We start from the raw sequence: 24,846 nt of genomic DNA on the forward strand, positions 1-24,846 counted from the left end.
CCGGGAACGGTACTGGCCCGGGAACGGTACTGGCCCGGGAACGGTACTGGCCCGGGAACGGTACTGGCCCGGGACGACACCGATCCTGGACGGTCCTGACGCGGGACATTCGAAAAGCCGCGCCGCCCGGCCGGGGTACCCACGCCCCTGGCCGGGCGGCGCCCCTGCGCCTACGGCGCGACCGGCCGGACGCCCTGCGGCAGGGCGGCAACCGGCCACCTCATGACAGGTCATCAGGGGGAGGAACCCATGACGAGCCCCACGCTGGAGCGGGACCACAAAGAGGGGCACGAGGCGGCGGAGGTCCTCGCCCGGGCCCGCGGCCTGGTCGACCCGGTCCTGCGGGCCGCCGTCGACTCGCTGCCGGGCGCGATGCGCAAGGTCGCCGGCTACCACTTCGGCTGGTGGGAGGCCGACGGCTCGCCCTCCGCCGCACCCTCCGGCAAGGCGATCCGGCCGGCCATGGTCCTCGCCGCCACCCAGGCGCTCGGCGGCAGCGCGGCCGCCGCCACCGCCGCCGCGGCGGCCGTCGAGCTGGTGCACAACTTCACCCTGCTCCACGACGACGTCATCGACCGCGACGATACGCGCCGCCACCGCCCCACCGCCTGGCGGGTCTTCGGCACCACCGAGGCGATCCTGGCCGGTGACGCCATTCACTCGCTGGCGCTGCGCCTGCTCGCCGAGGACACCCACCCGGCCGCCCTGGTCGCCGTCCGCCGGCTCACCGACTGCGTGGTCGAGCTCTGCGAGGGCCAGCAGATCGACTGCGCCTTCGAGCAGCGCAACGACGTCTCGCTCGCCGAGTGCCTGGCGATGGCGGAGGCGAAGACGGGCGCCCTGCTCGGCGCCGCCTGCGCGATGGGCGCGCAGTACGGGGGCGCGTCCGAGCAGGCCGCGCAGGCGATGGACGGCTTCGGCCGGCAGATCGGCCTGGCGTTCCAGCTGATCGACGACCTGATCGGCATCTGGGGGGATCCGGCGGTCACCGGGAAGCCGGTCGGCGCGGACCTGGTGTCCCGGAAGAAGTCGCTGCCGGTGGTCGCGGCGCTGGGTTCGGGCACGGCCGAGGGCGCCCGGCTCGCCGAGCTGTACGCGCTGGAACGCCCGCTGAGCCCCGAGGAGTTGACGCTCTGCGCGGCGGCCGTCGAGGGTGCGGGCGGGCGCGGCTGGGCGCAGAGCGAGTCCTGCGAGCGGATGGCCGCGGCGATGGACCTGCTGGCCGTGGCCGTCCCCGAGCCGGCCGCGGCGGACGAACTGCTGGCCCTGGCCGAGCTGGTGACCCGCCGCACGCACTGACGGCCGGGTGGAGTGGGAAGTCGACCGGCCCGACTTCCCACTCCACCAACCGGGTACTCAGGCTTTCACCCGTGCGCGGCCAACAGGCGCTGCTCCTTGGCCGGTTCGATGCCCTGGCGCACCAGAGCCCCCGGCCGCCCCTTGCGCCCCTCGGCGTCGGTGTCCACGGCCGGCCCGCGCGCCTGCAGCCAGTCCCAGGTGTCCCGCGCGGTCTCGGCGAACGGCCGGCAGCGCAGCCCGGCGGCCTCGGCCCGGCTGGTGTCGGCGAGCCAGATGCCCGCCATCTCGGGCAGATCCGGGGCCCAGAGCGGGAGTTCGCTCCACGGCTCGACCTTGTCCGGCCCCTCGGCGAGCAGCGGCGCGTCGTCGACCCACACCAGCTTGGTGCCCGCCGCGCCCGCCACCTCCCGGCAGGTCTCCAGCCACTCCCCGAAGGTGAGCCGACCGGCCGGCGCCGTCGTCACGTACCGGCCCGCCGTCCCGGCCGTCAGCAGGTCGAGCCCGAACGCGGCGAAGTCCCGGACGTCGATTACCTGCATCGTTCGCGTCGGATCGCCCGGGGCGAGGACCCGCCCGCCGCACGCCATCCGCTCCAGCCACCACGGCAGCCGGCCGCCGTTCTCGTACGGTCCGATCAGCAGCCCGCTGTTGAGGATCATGGCGCGCTCCGCCCCGAACTCCTCCAGCACGGCCCGCTCGCAGCCGGCCTTCAGGACGTTGCTGAACGGCTGGTCGGGCGGGGTGTCGGCGGGGCAGGGGTGCCGTGGCGAGTCCTCGGTGATCACCTGGGCGGGCCAGTCGGTGAAGGCGTGCACGGAGGAGACGAAGGTGTAGTGGCCGGCCCGCTCGCGCAGCAGCTGGGCGGAGAGCGCGGCCTGGGCGGGCTGCTGGGCCGAGGTGTCGACGACGGCGTCCCAGCTGCGGCCGTCGACCAGCCGCGCCAGGTCGTCGGCGGAGTCGCGGTCGCCCCGGACGGACTCGACGCCGGCCAGGTCGGTGGCGCTGACCCCGCGATTGAAGGTGGTCACCTCGTGGCCGCGGTCGAGGGCTTGCGAGGCGAAGGCGCGTCCGAGGAAGGACGAGCCCCCGAGCAGGAGGATCTTCATACCGGTCACCCTCTCCCCGCGACGGCCTGAGCATGCCCGGGTTCGCGCTGAGCGGAGGTGCTGACCGGCCGCACCCCGCATAGCATCCCCTTTATACATATATGTCCTATATGCACACATGTTCGAATCTCGGTTGGGGAGCAGCGACACCATGGTCAACCCGGCACTCGTCGACCCGGCCACCATCCGCGCGACCGCCGCCGAAGCATGGGTCCGCGGCTATCCGATCCTGCAGAACTACCGCACCCTGTACGCGCAGGCGCTGGACGACGCGGACCCGAAGTACGTCGGCGGCTTCGGCGCCTTCCGCCACTACGCGCAGCTGTTCACCCCGGCCAACACCGACATCGTCACCCCCAACAACGACACCCCGTACTCCTGGGCCTGGCTCGACCTGCGCACCGAGCCATGGGTGCTCTCCGTCCCCGCCGAGGACCGCTACTACGTCCTCCCGGTGCACGAACTCGACACCGTGTACGCCGGGTTCGTCGGCGCCCGCGCCACCGGCCAGGAGGCCGGGGACTTCCTGGTGGCCGGCCCCGACTGGCAGGGCGAGGTCCCGGCCGGCATCAAGGGCGTGATCCGCACCGCCACCCGGCTGGTCGGCATCCTCGGCCGCACCTGCCTCGCCGGGACCACCCCCGCCGACATCGCCGACCTGCGGGCGATCCAGGAGCAGTACCGGCTGCGCCCGCTGCACGAGTACGCGGGCACCCCGGCACCGGCCCCTGCTCCGGACCCGGTCTGGCCGGTCTGGCGCGAGGAGGTCATGGACACCATCGAGTTCTTCGGCTTCCTCGACTTCCTGCTCGGCTTCTTCCCGCTCCCGCCCCACCCCGCCGCCGTCCCGCTGCCGCCCGCCGAACTGGACCTGCGCGGCCGCCTCACCGACCTCGGCATCGACGGCCGCGGCGAGTTCGAGCCCGCCACCCTCCCCCTGGAGGTGCGCGCCGAGATCGAGCGCGGCATCGCCGACGGCCGCGCCCGGCTGGACCGCGCCGCCGCGGACCTCCACGACTCGTCCGGCCTCTTCGGAACCCGCGACCGGATCGGCGCCGACTACCTCGGCCAGGCGCTCGGCGCCAGGCTCGGCCTGTACGGGCTGCCCTCCGAGGAGGCCTGGCACAGCGGTTGGACGGCCGACAGCGAGGGCCACCGGCCGCCGAACGCCAGCGACCGCGACTACGCCGTCCGCTTCGGCCCCGACGGCCTGCCGCCCGCCCGCTTCTTCTGGTCCGCCACCCTGTACGCGCTCCCGGACCGCCGGCTGGTCGACAACACCCTCGACCGCTACTCGATCGGCGACCGCACCCCCGGCCTGGTCCGCGACCCGGACGGCGGCCTCACCCTCTACGTCCAGCACAAGCGCCCCGCCGACGCCCAGCACTCCGCCAACTGGCTGCCCGCGCCGGACGGCCCGTTCACCGTGATCATCCGGATCTACGGCCCGGACGTGGCCGTGCTCGACGGCCGCTGGCAGCTCCCGCCGCTCACCCCGCGCTGACCGCCCCGACCTCGGACCCCGCCCCGACCCCGGACCCCGACCCGACCCCGACCCGACTCCCGGACCCCGACGAAGGACACCCGATGAACCAGCCCGAGCTGGAGGCCCTGGCCGCCGACGCCTATGTCTACGGCTACCCGCTCGTCGCCGGCCTCACCATGGTCGAGCGCTTCACCAAAGGCGGCATGGGCACCCTTCCGGCGGCGCCGTTCAACCACTTCAGCCACGCCACCCGGCTGGCCGCACCGGGGGACGACTTCGTCTCGGTCAACAACGACACCATCTACTCGATCGCCCAGCTCGACCTCTCCGAGGGCCCGCAGGTGCTGCACGTCCCGGACACCGCCGGCGCGTACTACGTGCTGCAGTTCGTCGGCGCCTGGACCGACAACTTCGCCTACCTCGGCAGCCGCGCCACCGGCACCGGCGCGCAGACCTGGCTGATCGTTCCGCCCGGCTGGCACGGCACCCCGCCCGACCCGATGGGGGTCCCCCCGGCCGGAGGCTGGGGGAGGGTGATCGAGGCACCGACCACGGTCGCGACGATCGTCGGCCGCTTCGCCTGCGCCGGTCCCGACGACCTCCCCCGGGTCATGGAGCTCCAGCACGGGCTCACCCTCACCGCGCTGGAGCCCGGCGGGCTGGTCGCCGGCCTGCCCGAGCCGGACCCGGACGTGCCCGAGCGGCTCGCCTTCTTCGAACGCCTGCGGGTCTGGATGCGGGCCTTCCCGCCCGCCGGACCCGACGTCGAGTACGAGCGGCGCCTCGCACCGCTCGGCCTGCTGGACGAGGGCGTCTCGCCGTACCGCGCCGCGGCCTCGGACTGGACGGTCACCCTGCTCAAGGGCCTGTCCGCCGGGCGCGAACGGGTCGAGGACGCCACCCGCCCGCCCGAGGACCACCCGCCGGGGGAGTGGCGCAGGGCGCTGCACCTGTCCGACTACAACGTCGACCACCTGGGCCCCGGCACCCTCGACGACCCCGAGTGGCGCATCCCCGACCGCCGCGCCGGCTACCTCAGCCGGGCCGCCGCCGCCCGCGCCGGCCTCTGGGGCAACCACGCCTACGAGGCCTCGTATGCGACGACGTACGACGACTCCGACGGCCGCCCGCTCAGCGGCGCCCACCGCTACACCCTCCGGTTCGACCAGCTGCCGCCGGTCGAGGCGTTCTGGTCGGTCACGATGTACTCGGTCCCGGACTACTACTTGGTGGCGAACCCGATCGAGCGCTACTCGATCGGCGACCGCACCCCCGGCCTGGTCCACGGCGCGGACGGCTCGCTCACCCTGGTGCTCCAGCACGAGGAACCCGAGGACCCGACCGAGGCCGCGAACTGGCTGCCCACGCCGGAAGGCGAGTTCCGCCCGATCATCCGCTTCTACCGCCCGAAGCCACCAGTTCTGGACGGCACCTACCAGGTGCCCCCGATCCACCGCCGCTGACCGGCGGGCTTGCGCACCCCAACGCCTCCCGGCCCCACCCGCCGGCCTCAGCGCGGCGAGGCCGACGTTGTGCCCGTCGGGTGGGGCGAGGCCGTCGCACTCGGGGACGCAGTGGTCGTCGGGGTGGCCGTCGGCGTGCTGCTCGGCGTGTTGCTCGGAGAAGCCGTCGGCGCCGGCGAGGACGGAGACGCCGTAGCGCTCGCCGTCGCCGTCGGACCGGGCGTCGGACCAGCCGTCGGAGAGCCGGTCGGCGAGGGCGTCGCGCTCGGCGCCGCCGGGGTGGACGCGGAGCCGCCTCGGTTCTGCGGGCCGCCCTCCAGCGTGACCACGGCCTCCGAGGGCGGCAGCGCGATCCGGGCCGTCCAGTGCGTGGCGGGGGCGAGGTCGTCGTCCACCGTGACGATCACCGTGATGCGCCGGCCCGGTTCGAGCGTCCCGGAGTCGCGGCTGAGCCGGAGCCAGGTCGCGTCCACGACGGCGTGCCAACGGATGTCGGTGGCACCGGAGTTGGTGAGCGTGAGGATCGTCCGGCTGCCGTACTCGCCCGCCTCGACGGTGAGCAGTCCGACCGGCGCGGGCCGGTCCGTCCCGCCCGGGCCCACCGACCCGACAGGCCCGCCCGCGGGGGCGGCGATCAGCGTCGGGCTGCCGAGCGGGGTCGCGCCGTGGCCGGGCACCGGGACGGCCGGGCCCTGGAGCGCAAGCCCCTGAAAGCCGTGAAACAACGTTTCTGCAGTCGCTGCCCCGGCCCCCGCCAGCTCCATCCCGGGCGCCCCCGGCACCCCCGACCCCGCAGAACCGCCCGGCCCCGCCCCCGACTCCGGCGGCCGCTGCCCGGAGGCCCGCGCAGCCTCGTCCACCCGCACCGAGGAGACCGCGGCCGCCGCCCCCGGCCCGCCGCCGCCCCGGTGCCCGGCCCACAGCGCGACCACCGGCGCCGCCAGCACGGCCGCGAGCACCCCGGTGGTCACCACCCGCCGGCGGACCGCCAGGCCCCGGCCGGCGTCCGGCGCCCGGTGGCGGGGAAAGCCGCTCTGGTCGAACCGCAGCCCCGGCTCAACAGCCGCCCCCACCACCCCGCCCCGCCGCGCCGTGCCCGAACCATGCGGCCCCGAAGCCTGCGGCAGGTACGTCACCGCCCCCCACCGGGCCTCGTCCACCGCCGCCGGAACCGGCGCGGTCAGCAGCGGCAGCCCCGAGAGCCCCGCCACGCCGTCCGCCGCCTCGCCCGCCACCCGCTCCGCCGTCCCCCGGCAGGTCGGGCAGTCGACGACGTGCTGCACCAGCTCGCGCCGCAGCGCCGGCCCGAGCAGCCAGTCCCGCCAGCTCTCCGCGCCGGCCCCGCCGAGCCGGTCCAGCTCCGGGCAGCTGCCGACCCCGAGCACCAGCAGCGCCGACCGGGTCCGCGCCACCTCCGCCTCTGCCGCGTCGAGCAGCGCCCGGGCGGCCTCGATCGGCAGCCCCAGCACCGCCGCCACCTCCAGCGGGGTCAGCCGGTGCCGCACCGACAGCTCCAGCGCCTCCCGCTGCTCCGGGTCGGTGCCCGCCGCCTCCGGCCAGGCGAGCGAGGCCAGCTCACGGCGCCGCCGGGCAGCCTCCGCCTCCGACAGCTCCGCGTCGGCCTCCCGCCCGGCCCCGTCCGCGAGCCGCCGCAGGCAGGAGTACCGGGCCAGCGAGAACAGCCAGGCCCGGACCAGCCCGGGCTCGGCCAGCCGCGCGCCGTGCCGCTGCGCCAGCTCGCGGACCTCGCGCAGGGCGTCGGCGGCGGCGTCGTGCTCGCACAGCACCGAGAGACAGTAGGTGAACAGGCCGTCCACCTGCCGGTCGTATGCCGTGAGCACGGTGGCCGGCGACCCATCAATACGCGTTGTCACCCGTCCGACGGTAGAGACGGCGGTCGGCGCGCCCCGGCCATTCCCAGCGCATGTACTTCTTTCGGGTAACAACATCGCCCACTTGTGTGGATGGCCCGGCCTCCCCGCGCGTCCCGCCGTTGTCGGACCCGGGCTCCCCGCGTGTCCCGTCGTTGTCGGACCCAGGCGCTACGGTGGGCCGCATGGCTGCCCGTACCAAGACCACCGCCAAGCCGCGCCCGGCGTACCGCTGCACCGAGTGCGGCAACCAGCTGCCCAAGTGGGTCGGGCGCTGCCCCGAGTGCAACGCCTGGGGCACGGTCGAGGAGTACGGCGCGGTGCCGATCCGGACCACCGCGGCCGGCCCGGTCAGCGCGCCCGCCCGCCCGATCGCCGAGGTGGACGGCCAGGTAGCGACGGCCCGGTCGACGGGCGTCCCGGAGCTGGACCGGGTGCTCGGCGGCGGCCTGGTCCCCGGGGCCGTGGTCCTGCTGGCCGGCGAGCCCGGCGTCGGCAAGTCCACCCTCCTGCTGGACGTCGCCGCCAAGGCCGCCACCGACCGGCACCGCACGCTCTACGTCACCGGCGAGGAGTCGGCCGGCCAGGTCCGGCTGCGCGCCGACCGGATCAACGCCCTCTCCGAGCACCTCTACCTCGCCGCCGAGTCCGACCTCGGCGCCGTGCTCGGCCACATCGAGGCGGTCAATCCCGGCCTCCTGATCCTCGACTCGGTGCAGACCATCGCCTCCGCCGAGCTGGACGGCGCCCCCGGCGGCCCGGCCCAGGTCCGCGAGGTGGCGAACGCGCTGATCCGCGCGTCCAAGGAGCGCGGCATGGCCACCCTGCTGGTCGGCCACGTCACCAAGGACGGCCAGATCGCAGGACCGCGCCTGCTGGAGCACCTGGTGGACGTGGTGCTGAGCTTCGAGGGCGACCGGCACGCCCGACTGCGACTCATCCGCGGGATCAAGAACCGCTACGGCGCCACCGACGAGGTGGGCTGCTTCGAGCTGCACGACGAGGGTATCGCCGGCCTGGCCGACCCGTCCGGCCTCTTCCTGACCCGGCGTGACAAGCCCGTCCCGGGTACCTGCCTCACCGTCACCCTGGAGGGCAAGCGTCCGCTGGTGGCCGAGGTGCAGGCGCTGATGGTGGATTCGCAGATCCCGTCGCCGCGCCGGACGACCTCGGGCCTGGAGTCGCCGCGGATCGCGATGATCCTGGCGGTGGTCGAGCGGCACGGCGGGGTGAAGCTCGGCAAGCAGGACATCTACACCGCGACGGTCGGCGGGGTGAAGCTCAGTGAGCCGTCCGCGGACCTCGCGGTCGCGCTCGCGGTGGCCAGCTCCTCCTCCGACACCCCGCTGCCGAGCAACCTGGTGGCCATCGGCGAGGTCGGCCTGGCCGGTGAGGTGCGGCGGGTGACAGGTGTGCAGCGGCGGCTCGCCGAGGCGCACCGGCTGGGCTTCACGCACGCCCTCGTCCCGCCGGACCCGGGCAAGGTGCCGCCGGGCATGAAGGTGGTCGAGGTGGCCGACATCGGCGAGGCGCTGCGGGCCATCCCGGGTCGCCGCCGGGCCGCCACCAGGCCGCGTGGTGAGGCACCGTCGGCGCCGCCGGCCCCGCGCGAGCCCCGGGTCGCCGCCTACCCGGAGGAGCTGATGGACGGCTGGGAGCCGCTCGACTCCGACGAACTGCGCTGACCCAAGCCCTGTCTCCGCCGCACGCAGTTAGACTTTCCCCTGTCTCATTGGCGATAAGGCGAGTACCGAGCGGTACTGAGCGACAGAGCAACAGACCGTAGGCCGGCGCACGGCGCGAGGCGCGCGGTACGGGGTCGACCGGAGGAGTCACGTGGCAGCCAGCGACCGGGGGGCGGACAAGTCCTCCCGTGAGGAGGCCCTGCTGCGGGCCTCCCTCAGTGCCATCGCGCCCGGCACGGGGCTGCGTGACGGCCTGGAGCGGGTCCTGCGGGCCAACACCGGCGGTCTGATCGTGCTCGGCTTCGACAGGCACGTCGAGTCGATCTGCACCGGCGGCTTCGTCCTGGACGTCGAGTTCACCGCGACCCGGCTGCGCGAGCTGTGCAAGCTGGACGGCGCGGTGGTGCTGGACAAGGACATCACCAAGATCGTCCGGGCCGGCGTGCACCTGATGCCGGACTCGACCATCCCCACCGACGAGACCGGCACCCGCCACCGCACCGCCGAGCGGGTCAACCGGCAGACCGGCTACCCGGTGGTGGCGGTCTCGCACTCGATGCGGCTGATCGCGATGTACGTCAACGGCACCCGCCGGGTGCTGGAGGACTCCACCACCGTCCTCTCCCGCGCCAACCAGGCGCTGGCCACCCTGGAGCGCTACAAGCTCCGCCTGGACGAGGTCGCCGGCACGCTGTCCGCGCTGGAGATCGAGGACCTGGTGACGGTCCGGGACGTCACCGCCGTCGCCCAGCGCCTGGAGATGGTCCGGCTGATCGCCACCGAGATCGCGGGCTACGTGCTGGAGCTCGGCATCGACGGCCGTCTGCTCTCGCTCCAGCTGGACGAGCTGATCGCGGGTGTGGAGCCGGAGCGCGAGCTGGTCGCCCGGGACTACTTCCCGGAGCGGGCCGCCAAGAAGGGCCGGACGGTCACCGAGGTGCTGGCCGACCTGGAGGCGCTCACCCACGCCGAGCTGCTCGACCTGCAGACGGTCGCCAAGGCGCTCGGCTACTCGGGCTCGCCGGAGTCGCTGGACGCCGCGGTCTCGCCGCGCGGCTACCGGCTGCTGGCGAAGATCCCGCGGCTGCCCAACACGGTGATAGAGCGGCTGGTCGAGCACTTCGGCGGGCTGCAGAAGCTGCTCGCCGCCAGCATCGACGACCTGCAGACGGTCGAGGGCGTCGGCGAGACGCGGGCCCGCTCGGTCCGCGAGGGCCTGTCCCGCCTTGCCGAATCGTCCATCCTGGAGCGCTACGTCTGACGCCGTACGCCCGCCGCGGCCCCTGGGGAAACGCCCGCTTCCCCAGGGGCCGCGGCGCATCGGTGCCCGGACAGCATCGAAGTGCCCGGACAGCACCGAAGCCCCGCCGCACGCAGCGGTCGGGGCTTCGGGGGACGTCCGGTGACGCGCGGTCAGTTGTCCAGGCGGATCGAGGTGCGCGCCGAGACCTTGTCACCGGAGAGGCCGGTGAGCTCGGCCAGCACCACGTAGGTGCCGTTCGCCGGGGACGCCGGGTCGGCGGTGGCGCACTGCGGCTTGCTGCGGCTGCGGTCCCAGGTGAAGGTCTCGATCTGGCTGCCGCTCGCGGGGATCTGCAGCCAGCTGCTGCCCCGGTCGGCGGGGCAGTCGCCGGAGGACCAGACCCGGTCGCCGTTGCTGGCGTTCACGGTGATCGCGGAGGCCGCCCGGCCCAGGTCCACCCGGCAGTTGGCGCCGGAGTTCCTCACCGTCAGGGCCAGCCGCGGCTTGTCCTTGGGCTGGTACGAGTTCTGCGCGCTGGCGAGCTCCAGGGCCACCTGCGAGGAGGCGCAGACCGGCAGCGCCATCACCTCGGGCGTGTTCACCGCGGGAGCGCCGCCGCCGGTGCCTCCGGAGCCTCCGGAGCCGCCGGTCCCACCGGTGCCGCCGCCGGCCGCGCCGCCCGCCGCCGCACCGCCGGTGGCGGGAGCCGGGTTGGGCGCGCCGCCGTTGCTGCCGCCGGTGCTGAGGCTGACCTCGCCGCCGCCGGAACCGGCGACCGGGCCGCCGTTCGCGGCACCGCCCGTCGCGCCGCCGGAGCCGCCGGTGCTGCCGCCGCCGGGGGGCGCCGCGGGGCCGCTCGGCGAGGCGCCGGGCGTGATGGCCTGAGCGGGTGTCTGGCTCTGGGGCGGCGCGGCCTGCGCGGTCTTGCTCTGTGGTCCGTTGTCACCGCCGCCCTGACCGGACATCAGCCAGGCGATCAGGGCGATGACCGCGGCGATGGCGGCGAGCACGACGACGCGCCGACGCCAGTAGATCGAGGCCGGCAGCGGTCCCACGGGTTGACGCAGAGAGGGCACGCCCAAACTCTACGAGACTGTGTGTGTCGCTTGACGCACCAACACCGCACAGTCGCCCCTTCCTTCACATGATCCGCCATTTGATCCGTTCGAGGGAGCTCGACCGCCGCGTCTTCCGGGAGATTTCCGGCGGATATCCGGAATTCTCAGGTCCACTTCGACCGGGTTCGCGAGCGTGGGAGGATCGAAGGGCCATGACTTCCATCACCGCCGCCACCGCCCCTCTTTCCCCCGCAGGTCCCGCCCCCTTGCTGGGCCTGTCCCTGCCGTTGCCCGCCCTGCACACCACCGTCCTCGACTGGTACGAGGCCGGCAAGCGCGACCTCCCCTGGCGGACGCCCGACGCGTCGCCCTGGGCGGTCATGGTGAGCGAGTTCATGCTCCAGCAGACCCCGGTGAAGCGGGTGCTGCCCGCCTGGGAGGCGTGGCTGGAGCGCTGGCCGACCCCGGCCGACCTCGCGGCCGAGCCCCCCGGCGAGGCGGTCCGGATGTGGGGCCGGCTCGGCTACCCGCGGCGCGCGCTGCGACTGCACGCGACGGCGGTGGCGATCACCGAGCAGCATGGCGGCGACGTGCCGGACGACCACGCCACGCTGCTCTCGCTGCCCGGGGTGGGGGAGTACACGGCAGCCGCCGTCGCCTCCTTCGCCTTCCGCCAGCGGCACGTGGTGCTGGACACCAACGTCCGCCGGGTCTTCGCCCGCGCGGTGTCCGGCGTCGAGTACCCGGCCCAGGCCACCACGGCGGCCGAGCGCCGGACGGCCACCGCGCTGCTGCCCGACGACGCCGAGACCGCCGCCACCTGGGCGGTCGGCGTGATGGAGCTGGGCGCGCTGGTGTGCACCGCCCGCAGCCCGGAGTGCGGCGACTGCCCGCTGTTCACCCACTGCGCCTGGCAGCGGGCCGGCCGCCCGCCGTACGAGGGCCCGGCCCGGCGTGGCCAGTCCTACGAGGGGACGGACCGGCAGGTGCGCGGCAAGCTGCTCGCGGTGCTGCGCGAGGCGCACGGCTCGGTGGAGCAGGCCCGGCTGGACGTGGTCTGGCCGGACGCGGTGCAGCGGGCCCGGGCCCTGGACGGCCTGGTGGCGGACGGCCTGGTCGAGCCCGTCGAACAGGGCGTCTACCGGCTCCCGCAGTAAGCCTCGACAATCCCGCAGTAAGCCGCCACGAACGAGGACGCCCCCCGGAAGAACTCTTCCGGGGGGCGTCGCACGCAACAGGGGCCGTCAGATGGCCGCCGCCTCCAGCGAGGCCTCGGCCGGCTGCTCCTGCTTGCCGGCACCGCGCAGCGGCACCTCGCGCATGAACACCGCCGCGGCGATCGCGATCACGGCCACCGCCGCACCCCACAGGAAGACGGTGTGCATGCCGTTGGCCACCGCGTGGTGGTAGGCGTCCTGGATGCCTGGGTCCAGCTTCCGCAGCTCGGCCGGGCTCATCTGGCCCGGGTTCTTCATGCCACCGGCCGCCGGGTGGTCGCCGCCCCGCTCCTTCATGGTCTCGGTCACCCGGTTGTTGAACAGGGCGCCGAACAGCGCCACACCGAAGGAACCGCCGATGGTGCGGAACAGGGTGGCGGTGGAACTGGCCACACCCATGTCCTTGAGCTCCACGCTGTTCTGCGCGACCAGCATGGTGATCTGCATCAGGAAGCCCATGCCGGCGCCCAGCACGATCATCCAGCAGGCCGAGACGAAGCTCGTGGTCTCGGTGTCCATGGTGGAGAGCAGCAGCATGCCGCCGCCCATCACGACCGTGCCGATGATCGGGAAGATCCGGTACTTGCCGGTCTTTGTGACCGCCTGGCCGACCACCAGCGAGACGATCAGCATGCCGAACATCATCGGCATCAGCAGCAGGCCGGAGTTGGTGGCCGAGGCGCCCTGCACGATCTGCTGGAACAGCGGCAGGAAGACCGTCGAGCCGAACATCACGAAGCCGACGACGAAGCCGATGATCGAGACCAGCGTGAAGTTCAGGTTCTTGAACAGGCTGAGCGGCAGCATCGGCTCCTCGACCCGCTGCTCCACGTAGCAGAAGGCGATCAGCGACGCGGCGGCCAGCGCGGCCAGGCCGAGGATCTGCTTGGAGCCCCAGGCGTACTGCTGGCCGCCCCAGGTGGTGATCAGGACGAGCGAGGTGATGCCGGTGGTGAGCAGGATCGCGCCCAGGTAGTCGATCCGGGCGTTGTTGCGGACCTTCGGCAGCTTCAGGGTGACGACGACCACGGCGAGCGCGATCACGCCGAGCGGCAGGTTGATGTAGAAGGTCCAGTGCCAGCTCAGGTGGTCGGTGATGAAGCCGCCGACCAGCGGGCCGCCGATGGTGGCGAGCGCCATCACCGCGGCGAACATGCCCTGGTACTTGCCGCGGTCGCGGGGCGGAACCAGCGCGCCCATGATCGACATGACGCCGACCATCAGACCGCCGGCGCCCAGGCCCTGGAGGGCGCGGAAGCCGATCAGCTCGTTCATGTTCTGCGAGAGGCCGGACAGCGCCGAGCCCACCAGGAAGATCACGATCGAGGTGAGGAAGGTGCCCTTGCGGCCGTAGAGGTCGCCGAGCTTGCCCCAGATCGGGGTGGAGGCGGCGGTGGCCAGGGTGTACGAGGTCACCACCCAGGACAGGTGCTCGGCTCCGCCGAGGTCGCCGACGATGGTCGGCATCGCGGTGCCGACGATCAGGTTGTCGAGCATGGCGAGGAGCATGGTGACGACCAGGCCGATCATCACGAGGCGGATTTCGCGGGGTGACCGCGCCTGCTGCTCCTCCTCGGCCTTCTTGTCCTCCGGTACCGGGCCGGCGGTCTTGGACTGTGACATGGGGTGGTGTCTCCCGGACTGGATTTCGGACGATCGTCGGCCTGCAAGCGGCTACTTACTTGTCGCCCGGCTAGTTTGTGGACCGTCGGCACGGTAAGTTGTCCACTAGCCGGTCGTCAAGCCAGTTTCTCGACCGACCGCCTGGGCAGCGACAATGTGCCCGGGGCGGACGCCACCGGCGTCCGCAGCAGTCACCGACGTAGTCATGAGGCAGGCCATGGGCACGACGCACAGCCCCCGCAGCGACACCCGGGCTCGCATCATCGCGGTCTCCCTGGAGCTGTTCGCCGAGCAGGGCTACGAGCAGACCTCGCTGCGGGAGATCGCCGACCGCCTGGGTGTCACCAAGGCCGCCCTCTACTACCACTTCAAGACCAAGGACGACATCGTCCACGGCATCGTCGAGAGCATGGCCGCGCCGATCGACGAGACCATCGAGTGGGGCCGGACGCAGCCCTGGTCCCCGGAGGTGCGCGACGAACTGATCCGCCGGTTCGCCGCCGGGATGTCCGAGCGGGCGCCGCTGCTGCGCTTCTTCCACGAGAACCAGCCCGCGCTGCGCGAGTCCCCGGCCGGGCTGGAGTTCAAGGCGCGCATGATCGCGATGGTCCGGCTGGTGCACGGGCCGGACGCGAGCTTCCAGGACCGGCTGCGCGCCGCGATGTCGCTCTTCACCATCAACTCGGCGATGTTCCTGCTCAACCAGGACGCCTCCGAGGACGAGGACCGCGGCCCCGAGCACCTCGACCACCTGTGGTGCGAGTCGCCCCGGGCGGCCACCATCGAGGAAGCCATGGCGGCGGCCCAGGAGGTTGCGCTGGAGATCGGCGCCCTGATCCCCGCCCGGTCCTCAGCAACGGCCTGAGCAACGGGAAGGGGCGGCGCGGACCACCCCGTCCTTTCTTGCTCAGCACCCGGTGACGCCGTGCGCCGAGAGGTACGCGATCGGGTTGATCACCGCGCCGTAGCGGTTGCTGGTGCGGATCTCGAAGTGCAGATGCGGCCCGGTCGAGTTGCCCGTGCTCCCGGACCGCCCGATCTGCTCCGCCGCCGAGACCTGCTCGCCCGGCGACACCGCCACCGCGGACAGGTGCGCGTACTGCGCGAAGCGCCCGTCCGCCAGCCGCAGCACGACCTCCTTGCCGTACGCGCCGTCCCACCCGGCCGACACCACGGTCGCGTTCCCGACCGCCAGCAGCGGCGTGCCCAGGGCGATCGCGAAGTCCACCCCCGTGTGATAGCCCGCCGCGTACTCGGAGTTGGCCACCCCGTACGGATTGCTGGTCGGCGCGCCCGGCACCGGGGCGGACCACTCGGGCGCCGGGGCGGGCGCGGGCTCGGGCGCGGGCGCGGGCTCGGGGGCGGCCTCCGCGGCCGGCGCCGGGCCGGCCGGCGGCTCGGAGGGCAGCAGGTTGGCAGCCACCGCCACGTCCCCCTGCGCCGACTCGTTGTCGTCCGCGAGCCGGTACGGGCTCGGCCCGGCCACCTGGAGCATGCCCGGGACGGGCACCGCGGCCTGCGGGGCGGTGAAGGCCGAGCTGCCGGGGGTGGTCGGTACGACCGTCTGCGCCGAGGCACTGCCGGGCGTGGCCACCAGCAGCGCTCCGGCCAGGAGCAGAGCCGGCCCCACGGGCGGTACAGAGGACATCGCTAGCCCAATCACAGTCGTACGAGGGCAGCACGAAGGGCCCGTTCGGGCGCGTGCTGAGCGGGGGACCACTCAGGCTCAACCGTCACCGAGCCGCCTCCCAAACGGTGTGACGTACTACGGCGTGTAGTCGGTGTTGCGCCGGAGATTCAAGCCGACGGAGTAACGATCATGAGATCCGATCGTCTGACCACGGCTTGCGCAGCTCCCGTCGCCTGCCGCGCCGCCTACTACTGGCGGTCGTACCGGGCCGGAGCCGCGTGACCAGCACCATGCGCCGCCGAGGTTCGGCACACCAGCGCACGCCCGCGCACACTGGCCCCGTCCGCACCGCTGACCTGGCGGCCCGGCTGCGGGACCATCGAGGCATGTATGCCAACAGCAGCGACGACTCCGTCGGCACCGGCCGCCCGAGCCTCCCGGACCGCCGCTTCGCCGCCCAGCGCGGCTGCGAACGACTGCTCTCCGGCAGCCGGCCGCAGAGCCTGCGCGAACGCCTCGCCGGCCTGGCCCGGGACGGCGAGGACGTCTACGACCTCGACCGCCGCCCCGACCAGTACGGCGACGGCGTGGTCCGCACCCTGGAACGCCGGGTCGCCGACCTGCTCGGCACCGAGGACGCGGCCTTCTTCCCCACCGGCACGATGGCCCAGCAGGTCGCGGCGCGCATCCACGCGGAGGCGGCCGGCGTGCGCACCGTCGCGACCCACCCGCTCGGCCACACCGACCAGCACGAGCGGCACGCGCTCGGTGTGCTGACCGGCCTGCGCAGCGTCTGGCCGACCATCGCCCCGCGTCTGCCCACCGTCGACGAGCTGCGCTCCTTCGACGAGCCGTACGCCGCGATGATCCTGGAACTGCCGCTGCGCGAGGCCGGGTTCGTGCTGCCGGACTGGGCGGACCTGGCGGCCGTCGCCGCCGTTGTGCGGGAGGAGCACGGCGCCGCGCTGCACCTGGACGGCGCCCGGATCTGGGAGTCGGTGTTCCACCTCGGCCGCTCGCTGCCGGAGATCTCCGCGCTGGCCGACTCGGTGTACGTCTCCTTCTACAAGACCCTCGGGGGGATCAGCGGCGCCGCACTCGCCGGCCCGGTGGGCTTCGTGCGGACGGCCAAGGCCTGGCGGCACCGGTACGGCGGCCAGCTGTTCCAGCAGTGGCCGTTCGCGCTCGCCGCGCTGACCGGCCTGGACCGTGAACTCCCGCGCCTGGAAGGGTACGTGACGCATGCCCGGACGGTCTCCGGCGCGCTGGCCGCAGCCGTCGCCGCCGTACCCGGCGCCCGGGTCCACCCCGCCCCGCCGCACACCCACCAGTTCCAGCTCTGGCTGCCGCACCCGCCCGCCGAGCTGGAGGAGGCCGGGCTGGGCCTGGCCGAGGACACCAAGGTGGGCCTGTTCGGCAGCTGGCGCGAGCACGGGCTGCCGGGCCTGGCGATGACCGAGGTCACGGTGGCGTCCGAGGCGCTGGACTGGACCCCGGCCGAGATCGCAGAGGCGGTCGCGGCCTTCCTCGACCGCCTGCCTAAGCAGACAGTCTGACGACAAAACAGTCTGACGACAAAACAGTCCGGCAAAGCATCCGGCCCGCCCCCGCGCCTGCGGGGACGGGCCGGACGGACTGCGTCAGAGCTGCCTGGTCACAGGCCGATCGCCGTCCTCGGCGTGATCAGTTGTCGACCGGGCGGACCCGGATCCAGGTCTCCAGGTAGTTCGAGGACTCGTTCTCGACCTCGATGCTGGTACCGGTCTTCGGGACCTTCACGCTGCTGTACTTGTTCTCCTCGTTCCAGTACTCCTTCAGGTCGGAGAACTCGTCGACACCCTTCGACTTCGGGATGACCGTCTCCACACCGTTCTTGTGCAGGGTCAGCGCGGGCACCCGGCGCGAGCCGAAGGTCGAGTCGAAGCCCTGCATGCGCGGACGCATCAGCGTGCCGTCGGACCACTTGAGCGGGCCCGGGTGCGAGTCGATCGGCAGGATCAGGCCCGAACCGGCGTGGGCGCTGACGTTGTTGTCGGTCTGCGACTCGTCCCAGTACCAGATCAGCAGGCCGGGCTGGTACGCGTAGTGCTCGACCCAGTTCGGCTTGGAGTTGCTCCAGCCGAAGTTGTACGGGCCGGTCTGCAGGGTCTGGTCGAACGAGACGTACTGGCGGTTCTCCGCGATGTAGTACTGCGGGTAGTCCTTCGAGTACGTGCCGGTGAAGCGGGTGAAGCCGTCGGCCACCCAGCCGTTGTCACCGTTCTCGACGTCGTCGCTGAAGACGACGGCGCCGTCGGCGGTCACCGAGATGTCGTCGAGCGCGAAGCCGCGGTAGTGCAGGCCCGGGTCGGTGGTGTTGTGGAAGCGGACCTTGACGGCCTTGCCGGCGTAGGCGTCGAGCGGGTACTCCAGGTCGCCCCAGGCGGCGGTGAGACCGGTCAGGGCGGCGCGACCACTGGCGTCCTTGGCGATCGGCTTGCCGTTCCAGGTGCCGTCCAGGACGGTCCAGTTCTTGCCGCCGTCGGTGGAGACCTCGGCCCAGGCGTAGTCGAAGTCCTGCTCCAGCTCGTACCAGCCCTTGGCCTTGAGGCTCGCGGACTTCTTGCCGGTCAGGTCGAGGTCGCGGGTGAGCGTGACGTTCAGGTTGTCGGCGCTGCCGCTCCACCATTCGTACTTGCCCGAGAAGGGCTTGTTGATCTCGGTGGTGACGGTCTTCTTCGGCAGATCGACGACCAGGGCCTGCGGGAGCTTGCTGTTGTACTCCGCCGGGCCGATGTGGTGGGTCGACTCGGTGCCGGCCTTGGCCTTGTCGAACTTCAGCCACCCGAGCTTGAGCTTGCTCCAGGCGTCGAAGTCGTCCGGCATGTCGCCGATGCTGTCCTTGCCCTCGCCGAGCCAGGAGCCGGAGGACATGATCGACCAGAAGCCGACCGAGTTGTCGATGCCCTTGCCGCCGCCGGCGGTGTCGTAGAGGTCCGGCAGACCGAGGTCGTGGCCGTACTCGTGGGCGAAGACGCCGAGGCCGCCGTTCTCCGGCTGCATGGTGTAGTCGCCGATCCAGAAGCCGGTGTCACCGACCTGGACGCCGCCGAGCTTGTTGGCGTCCGGGCCGGCCTGGCCGTTCAGGTTGCCGTAGACGTACGAACGGTGGGCCCACAGCGCCTTGTTGCCCTGCTTGCCGCCACCGGCCGACTTGTCCTCACCGGCGTGCACGATCTGGAAGTGGTCGATGTACCCGTCGGGCTGGTTGAAGTTCCCGTCGTGGTGCGAACCGTAGCGGTCCCACTTGTCGTACTCGGCCAGGGTGGCCTTGATCTGCTCCTTGGTCCGGCCCTTGGCCAGCTGGTCCTTGTACCAGATGTCCACGGCGTCGCGGATCAGGTCCTGGGCGCTGGCGCAGATGTTGGAGCCGCAGTAGTCGGAGCCGTACCGGGCCTCGTTCCACGGCACCCGCACCCAGTCGGAGACCACGCCGTCGACCGAGTAGCGGCCCGAGGACTGCTTCTCGTAGTAGGTCTTCAGCGAGGGCTTGTCCTTGGCGAAGTACAGGTCCTGGTAGTGCTGCTGGTTGTAGTCGGCCTGCCAGGCGGTTGAGTTGTTGGTGGCGCGGTCCGGCTTCTCGATCTCGTTGTGCTTCGGGCCGGGCTCGCCGCCGTACTGGATCTTGCCGTCGGGCGTCTTGGTGGTGTTGTCCACCTGATCGCCGAAGTCGACCAGGATGGTGAAGATCTTGTCCGTGCGCTCGCGGGCGAGCTCCACGTACTTGTCCTTGCCCAGCTTGATGCTGGAACTGCCGTTGTGCTGCTCGATCTGGGCGGTGCCGGCGAGCAGCTGCTCGGTGGCGACCTTCTGCTCGGCCTCCACCTTCTCGGTCAGCGGGCCCGGCAGGTTGTGTTCGACATTGACGGACTGGACGGCGTCGGCCGGGTCCTTCGGCGCGGGAGCCGAGTCGGCGACGGCGGTGCCCGGGAACAGGCCCACGCCGAGCGTGACTATGACCGCTGCGGCGGTGGTGATCGCAGCGGTTCTCCTGGTCGTCTTCAAGGTTGTGACGTCCTCCCCGACCGGGCCGACCCTTGGCCAAGGCCCGGTAAACCAATATGAAAGACAGGTGGACGTCATTTGACCGAAGCGCAGACGGAAAAGATAGACCTTGACCGTGACATGGCCACGGCGCTATCCTCGCCAACTTTCTGTCAGCTGACGAACCGTGTGAAACGCCATGTCCGGGGCCCTGTCCGGGCATGCAGAACGGGCTGAGCCCCCGGCGAAACTCGCCGGGGGCTCAGCCCGCTTGCTGTTATCTGTTAAATGTTGCTACTTCGTCAGGTCCGGGCCCGACGAGGCAACGGCGGCCGGAGTGTCCGCGACGGCGGACTTCTCCTCGCCACGGAAGGTGAACTTGGCTTCCTTGCCCTCGCCCTCGACACCCACGACCACGATGTGGCCGGCCCGCAGCTCGCCGAAGAGGATCTTCTCGGAGAGGTGGTCCTCGATCTCGCGCTGGATGGTGCGGCGCAGCGGACGGGCACCCAGGATCGGGTCGTAGCCGCGCTTGGCCAGCAGCTTCTTGGCCTCGACGCTGAGTTCCAGGCCCATGTCGCGGTCCTTGAGGCGGGAGTCCACCTTGTCGATCATCAGGTCGACGATCTGGATGATGTCGTCCTCGGTCAGCTGGTGGAACACCACGATGTCGTCGACGCGGTTCAGGAACTCGGGGCGGAAGTGCTGCTTGAGCTCCTCGCCGACCTTCGCCTTCATCCGCTCGTACCCGGTCTGGGTGTCACCCGTGGCCGCGAAGCCCAGGTTGAAGCCCTTGGAGATGTCCCGGGTGCCGAGGTTGGTCGTCATGATGATGACGGTGTTCTTGAAGTCCACCACGCGGCCCTGGGAGTCGGTCAGGCGACCGTCCTCCAGGATCTGCAGCAGCGAGTTGAAGATGTCCGGGTGGGCCTTCTCGACCTCGTCGAAGAGGACGACCGAGAACGGCTTGCGGCGCACCTTCTCGGTGAGCTGGCCGCCCTCCTCGTAGCCCACGTATCCGGGCGGGGAGCCGAAGAGCCGGGAGACGGTGTGCTTCTCCGAGAACTCGGACATGTCGAGCGAGATCAGCGCGTCCTCGTCGCCGAAGAGGAACTCGGCGAGCGTCTTGGACAGCTCGGTCTTACCGACACCGGACGGACCGGCGAAGATGAACGAGCCGCCGGGGCGCTTCGGGTCCTTGAGGCCGGCACGGGTGCGCCGGATGGCCTGGGAGAGCGCCTTGATGGCGTCCTTCTGGCCGATGACGCGCTTGTGCAGCTCGTCCTCCATGCGCAGCAGGCGGGAGGACTCCTCCTCGGTCAGCTTGAAGACCGGGATGCCGGTGGCGGTGGCCAGGACCTCGGCGATGAGCTCCTCGTCCACCTCCGCGACGACGTCCATGTCGCCGGCCTTCCACTCCTTCTCGCGCTTGGCCTTGGCCTGCAGGAGCTGCTTCTCGTCGTCGCGCAGGGACGCGGCCTTCTCGAAGTCCTGCGCGTCGATCGCGCTTTCCTTCTCGCGGCGCACGTCGGCGATCTTCTCGTCGAACTCGCGAAGGTCCGGCGGCGCGGTCATCCGGCGGATGCGCATCCGGGAACCGGCCTCGTCGATCAGGTCGATCGCCTTGTCCGGCAGGAAGCGGTCCGAGATGTAGCGGTCGGCCAGGGTGGCGGCGGCCACCAGCGCGGCGTCCGTGATGGAGACCCGGTGGTGGGCCTCGTAGCGGTCGCGCAGACCCTTGAGGATCTCGATGGTGTGCGGCAGCGACGGCTCGGCGACCTGGATCGGCTGGAAGCGGCGCTCCAGCGCGGCGTCCTTCTCCAGGTGCTTGCGGTACTCGTCCAGGGTGGTCGCACCGATGGTCTGCAGCTCGCCGCGGGCCAGCATCGGCTTGAGGATGCTGGCGGCGTCGATGGCGCCCTCGGCGGCGCCCGCGCCGACCAGGGTGTGCAGCTCGTCGATGAACAGGATGATGTCGCCGCGGGTGCGGATCTCCTTGAGCACCTTCTTCAGGCGCTCCTCGAAGTCACCGCGGTAGCGCGAGCCGGCCACCAGGGCGCCCAGGTCCAGCGTGTAGAGCTGCTTGTCCTTGAGCGTCTCCGGGACCTCGCCCTTGACGATCGCCTGGGCCAGGCCCTCGACCACGGCGGTCTTGCCGACGCCCGGCTCACCGATCAGGACCGGGTTGTTCTTGGTGCGGCGGGACAGCACCTGCATGACCCGCTCGATCTCCTTCTCGCGCCCGATGACCGGGTCGAGCTTGGCCTCGCGGGCGGCCTGGGTGAGGTTGCGGCCGAACTGGTCCAGGACCAGCGAGGTCGACGGGGTGCCCTCGGCGGGCCCGCCGGCCGTGGCCGACTCCTTGCCGCCACCGGTCTGGTAGCCGGAGAGGAGCTGGATGACCTGCTGGCGCACCCGGTTCAGGTCGGCACCCAGCTTGACCAGGACCTGGGCGGCGACGCCCTCGCCCTCGCGGATCAGGCCGAGCAGGATGTGCTCGGTGCCGATGTAGTTGTGGCCGAGCTGCAGGGCCTCCCGGAGCGACAGCTCCAGGACCTTCTTCGCCCGGGGGGTGAAGGGAATGTGACCGGACGGGGCCTGCTGGCCCTGGCCGATGATCTCCTCGACCTGCTGGCGTACGGCCTCAAGAGAAATCCCGAGGCTCTCCAGGGCCTTAGCGGCGACGCCCTCGCCCTCGTGGATCAGACCCAGGAGGATGTGCTCGGTGCCGATGTAGTTGTGGTTGAGCATCCGGGCCTCTTCCTGAGCCAGGACGACAACCCGCCGCGCGCGGTCGGTGAACCTCTCGAACATCGTTTATCGCTCCTCAGAGCGGTCGGGCAGTTCGGGGTCGGTCCCCGCCCTGTCCTTCCGCATGCTAGTCCCGCTCAGCGGCGCGGCCCACGGATTCACTCCCCGGTACGGGAGCGAGATGCTGCGCGACCAGCCGACACCAATCCCAACCTGATGCTGGGAATCGGTGTTCCCACAGGTGGGCCGGATGCACCGGATTCCGCTACGCCATCGGCGAACAAGAGCCGCCGGGGCGGAGCCGCTCCGTCTCCGGCCGGTCACGCATACTGCCCCTGGACGGGTCAAGAACCCGCCCACCAGCATTCATACCCGGTATCGGGGCGGTTCTCGCGCAGTTTCCGCGGTGACGGTGTTCGCCTGGCGAGAAGTCCGGCTCGCGGTGACGGTGGTTCAGCGGTGTTCGCCGCGGCCACCGCGGCCGATACGCCGCCCGGTGCTGTCCGCGTTACCGCTTCGCTCCTACAGCGTTGCACAGCTTGTGATTGTTCCGCCGCCCGAGTCTGCCCCGCGGACGACGGCCCGGACTGCAGCCCGGACTACGAACCGGACATCCCTTTCGGACGTTCCCCCACCGGGCCCGGCGCGCACCGCGGGGCGCGGAGGAGCCTCCTCCGCGCCCCGCGCGTGTGCCGTCGACGCCCGACGCGGCCGCCGGGGCCCCGCACCCGCTCCGGCGGTCCGGCGACGCCGGGGTCAGGACGCGTTGGCCTTGTCGTAGGCCTCGCGGACGGTGCTGGGCACCCGGCCGCGGTCGTTGACCTCCAGGCCCTGCTCCTTGGCCCACGCACGGATCTTGGCGGTGTCCGGGGCGCTGCCGGACGGACGCGGAGCGGCGCCGCGGCCCGGGCGACGGGCGCCCGCCAGCCGGCCGCTCTGCTTGCGGCCCTTCTCCACGTACGGGGCCAGCAGACCGCGCAGCTTGTCCGCGTTGACGCTCTTCAGGTCGATCTCGTAGGCAACGCCGTCGAGCGCGAACGTCACCGTCTCGTCCGCCGAACCGCCGTCGAGATCGTCTTCAAGAATGACCTGCACCCTCTGTGCCACGGGCTTCCCTTTCCGCTAAACGACCCATTGCCTAAGGAAAGGAAAGCGCCTTTCCGCGGAAAACACAAACCCCTGACCGACGCGGAGCCGCTCAGAGGTGCAGCAGCATGCGCGAGTTGCCCAGTGTGTTGGGCTTCACCCGCTCCAGGTCCAGGAACTCCGCGACACCTTCATCGTACGAGCGGAGAAGTTCTTCATAGACATCCGTAGCGATCGCCGCCGGGTCTGTCGTACCATCATCGGTTTCCTGAAGCTCACCGATCTCGACGAAACCGTGTTTCGCGAAGAACGGCACCTCGAACGTCAAGCAGAAAATCCGACGGACGCCGAGCCAGCGTGCCGTCTGCAGCAGCTTCTCCAGCAGCAGATGCCCGACCCCGAACCCCCGGCAGACCGGATCCACGGCGAGTGTGCGGACCTCGGCGAGATCCTCCCACATCACGTGCAGCGCGCCGCAGGCCACCACCGAGCCGTTGTCGTCGCGTTCCGCGACCCAGAACTCCTGGACGGATTCGAACAGTGTGACGGTGGGCTTGTCGAGCAGAATGCCGTCACGCGAGTAGGCGTCGATGAGCCTGCGTACTGCCCGCACGTCCGTGGTCCGTGCGCGGCGGATGGTGACCTCCATGGCGGGACGTTATCGTGCCGCGCCCGGCGGGGTCTCCTCGGTATCCGTCCCGCCCGCCGCGGAATCCGCGGCGGCCGGATCGGGCGGGAACAGAGCGGCCACCCGCAACGCGTCCCGGAGCGCCTCGCGCTGCTCGGGCGACATCAGGCCGAAGAAGTGCACCAGTGCCGCCGCCGGATTGTCACTGGTGGCCCACGCATCGTTCATCAGAGCCGCGGTGTACGCCTCGCGGGACGAGACCGGTTCATATCGATAGGCCCGGCCGGCGCGCTCACGGCGCAACCAGCCCTTTCTGTGCAGCTTGTCCAGGACGGTCATCACCGTGGTGTACGCGATTTCGCGTTCCGACTGCAGATCCTGGAGAACCTCGCGAACCGTCACCGGTCGGTTCCAGCGCCACACCCGGGTCATGATGGCGTTCTCAAGTTCGCCGAGTTGCCGGACCATAGTGCGGCCAGGATAGGGAGTGAATGGGGCAAATCTTGTGAAGTGCGCCAAACCGGCGCGCCGCCACCCCCGGAATCGGGAATGGCGGCGCGCGGTGCTGCGGGCGGGCCGACGGCGTCGGCCGCGGGTCGGTCCAGGGTCAGCCCAAGGTCAGTCCAGGTCTTCCTTGGCCTTCTGGGCCCCGCCCTGGCTGCGGACGATGGCCCGCA

At 71.7% G+C, this 24,846-nt stretch carries 18 protein-coding genes; 8 read left to right on the top strand and 10 right to left on the bottom strand.

From position 1 onward, the window contains the following. The first annotated feature begins 249 nt into the window (after positions 1–249). Positions 250–1,299, top strand: coding sequence for a family 2 encapsulin nanocompartment cargo protein polyprenyl transferase (locus KV557_RS08280; protein WP_218199094.1), 1,050 nt, complete (start codon positions 250–252; stop codon positions 1,297–1,299). Positions 1,300–1,364: 65 nt separating this feature from the next. On the opposite strand, the gene KV557_RS08285 is transcribed toward KV557_RS08280, so the two are convergent. Beyond that, positions 1,365–2,405 carry an NAD-dependent epimerase/dehydratase family protein gene (locus tag KV557_RS08285; protein ID WP_218199095.1) on the bottom strand — a complete coding sequence of 347 codons (1,041 nt, stop codon included), beginning with the start codon at positions 2,403–2,405 and terminating at the stop codon, positions 1,365–1,367. Positions 2,406–2,523: 118 nt separating this feature from the next. Between KV557_RS08285 and KV557_RS08290 the strand changes: the two genes are divergently transcribed. Both KV557_RS08290 and KV557_RS08295 read left to right on the top strand, forming a co-directional pair. After that, a complete protein-coding gene (locus KV557_RS08290; protein ID WP_256177079.1) occupies positions 2,524–3,909 on the top strand; it encodes a DUF1254 domain-containing protein in 1,386 nt (461 codons plus the stop codon). An 83-nt stretch (positions 3,910–3,992) separates the two neighbouring features. Then, complete coding sequence (locus KV557_RS08295; RefSeq protein ID WP_218199096.1) at positions 3,993–5,354, top strand: DUF1254 domain-containing protein; 1,362 nt, start codon at positions 3,993–3,995, stop codon at positions 5,352–5,354. A 47-nt stretch (positions 5,355–5,401) separates the two neighbouring features. Here KV557_RS08295 and KV557_RS44425 read toward each other — a convergent pair whose 3' ends face one another. After that, positions 5,402–7,228: a BACON domain-containing protein gene (locus KV557_RS44425; RefSeq protein ID WP_218199097.1), complete on the bottom strand. Its 1,827-nt coding sequence runs from the start codon at positions 7,226–7,228 to the stop codon at positions 5,402–5,404. A gap of 182 nt (positions 7,229–7,410) precedes the next feature. On the opposite strand from KV557_RS44425, the gene radA reads away from it, so the two are divergent. Both radA and disA read left to right on the top strand, forming a co-directional pair. Continuing rightward, positions 7,411–8,910, top strand: a complete 1,500-nt coding sequence (gene radA, locus KV557_RS08305) for a DNA repair protein RadA (RefSeq protein ID WP_218199098.1) — start codon at positions 7,411–7,413, stop codon at positions 8,908–8,910. Between the two features lie 202 nt (positions 8,911–9,112). Continuing rightward, a complete protein-coding gene (disA, locus tag KV557_RS08310) occupies positions 9,113–10,171 on the top strand; it encodes a DNA integrity scanning diadenylate cyclase DisA (RefSeq protein ID WP_218199157.1) in 1,059 nt (352 codons plus the stop codon). A gap of 152 nt (positions 10,172–10,323) precedes the next feature. Here disA and KV557_RS08315 read toward each other — a convergent pair whose 3' ends face one another. Next, on the bottom strand, positions 10,324–11,229 hold the full coding sequence (locus KV557_RS08315) for a hypothetical protein (RefSeq protein ID WP_218199099.1): 906 nt from the start codon (positions 11,227–11,229) through the stop codon (positions 10,324–10,326). Between the two features lie 194 nt (positions 11,230–11,423). Here KV557_RS08315 and KV557_RS08320 point away from each other — a divergent pair, with 194 nt between their 5' ends. Continuing rightward, complete coding sequence (locus tag KV557_RS08320) at positions 11,424–12,368, top strand: A/G-specific adenine glycosylase (protein ID WP_218199100.1); 945 nt, start codon at positions 11,424–11,426, stop codon at positions 12,366–12,368. Between the two features lie 87 nt (positions 12,369–12,455). On the opposite strand, the gene KV557_RS08325 is transcribed toward KV557_RS08320, so the two are convergent. Further along, positions 12,456–14,051 (bottom strand): MDR family MFS transporter, encoded by a 1,596-nt coding sequence (locus KV557_RS08325; RefSeq protein ID WP_218199101.1) that lies wholly within the window; start codon positions 14,049–14,051, stop codon positions 12,456–12,458. Between the two features lie 217 nt (positions 14,052–14,268). On the opposite strand from KV557_RS08325, the gene KV557_RS08330 reads away from it, so the two are divergent. After that, entirely contained in the window at positions 14,269–14,916 is a 648-nt protein-coding gene (locus KV557_RS08330; protein ID WP_218199102.1) for a TetR/AcrR family transcriptional regulator, read from the top strand. A 42-nt stretch (positions 14,917–14,958) separates the two neighbouring features. Here the strand turns inward: KV557_RS08330 and KV557_RS08335 are convergent, their stop codons facing one another. Further along, complete coding sequence (locus KV557_RS08335) at positions 14,959–15,699, bottom strand: M23 family metallopeptidase (RefSeq protein WP_218199103.1); 741 nt, start codon at positions 15,697–15,699, stop codon at positions 14,959–14,961. Between the two features lie 368 nt (positions 15,700–16,067). On the opposite strand from KV557_RS08335, the gene KV557_RS08340 reads away from it, so the two are divergent. Further along, positions 16,068–17,237 carry a threonine aldolase family protein gene (locus KV557_RS08340; protein ID WP_218199104.1) on the top strand — a complete coding sequence of 390 codons (1,170 nt, stop codon included), beginning with the start codon at positions 16,068–16,070 and terminating at the stop codon, positions 17,235–17,237. Between the two features lie 127 nt (positions 17,238–17,364). On the opposite strand, the gene KV557_RS08345 is transcribed toward KV557_RS08340, so the two are convergent. From KV557_RS08345 to KV557_RS08365, 5 genes are all read right to left on the bottom strand, one after another. Next, positions 17,365–19,725, bottom strand: a complete 2,361-nt coding sequence (locus KV557_RS08345) for an immune inhibitor A domain-containing protein (protein ID WP_256177080.1) — start codon at positions 19,723–19,725, stop codon at positions 17,365–17,367. Positions 19,726–19,998: 273 nt separating this feature from the next. After that, positions 19,999–22,518, bottom strand: coding sequence for an ATP-dependent Clp protease ATP-binding subunit (locus KV557_RS08350; RefSeq protein WP_218199106.1), 2,520 nt, complete (start codon positions 22,516–22,518; stop codon positions 19,999–20,001). A 693-nt stretch (positions 22,519–23,211) separates the two neighbouring features. Next, the gene (locus KV557_RS08355; RefSeq protein ID WP_218199107.1) at positions 23,212–23,562 is read right to left on the bottom strand and encodes a histone-like nucleoid-structuring protein Lsr2; all 351 of its coding nucleotides are present in this window, start codon (positions 23,560–23,562) and stop codon (positions 23,212–23,214) included. A gap of 91 nt (positions 23,563–23,653) precedes the next feature. Continuing rightward, positions 23,654–24,190, bottom strand: a complete 537-nt coding sequence (locus KV557_RS08360; RefSeq protein ID WP_218199108.1) for an amino-acid N-acetyltransferase — start codon at positions 24,188–24,190, stop codon at positions 23,654–23,656. 9 nt (positions 24,191–24,199) lie between these two features. After that, positions 24,200–24,637: a BlaI/MecI/CopY family transcriptional regulator gene (locus KV557_RS08365; RefSeq protein WP_218199109.1), complete on the bottom strand. Its 438-nt coding sequence runs from the start codon at positions 24,635–24,637 to the stop codon at positions 24,200–24,202. Between the last annotated feature and the right edge of the window lie 209 nt (positions 24,638–24,846).

Origin of the sequence: Kitasatospora aureofaciens (assembly GCF_019192735.1) — a bacterium.
In the GTDB taxonomy this organism is placed as follows: domain Bacteria; phylum Actinomycetota; class Actinomycetes; order Streptomycetales; family Streptomycetaceae; genus Kitasatospora; species Kitasatospora aureofaciens_A.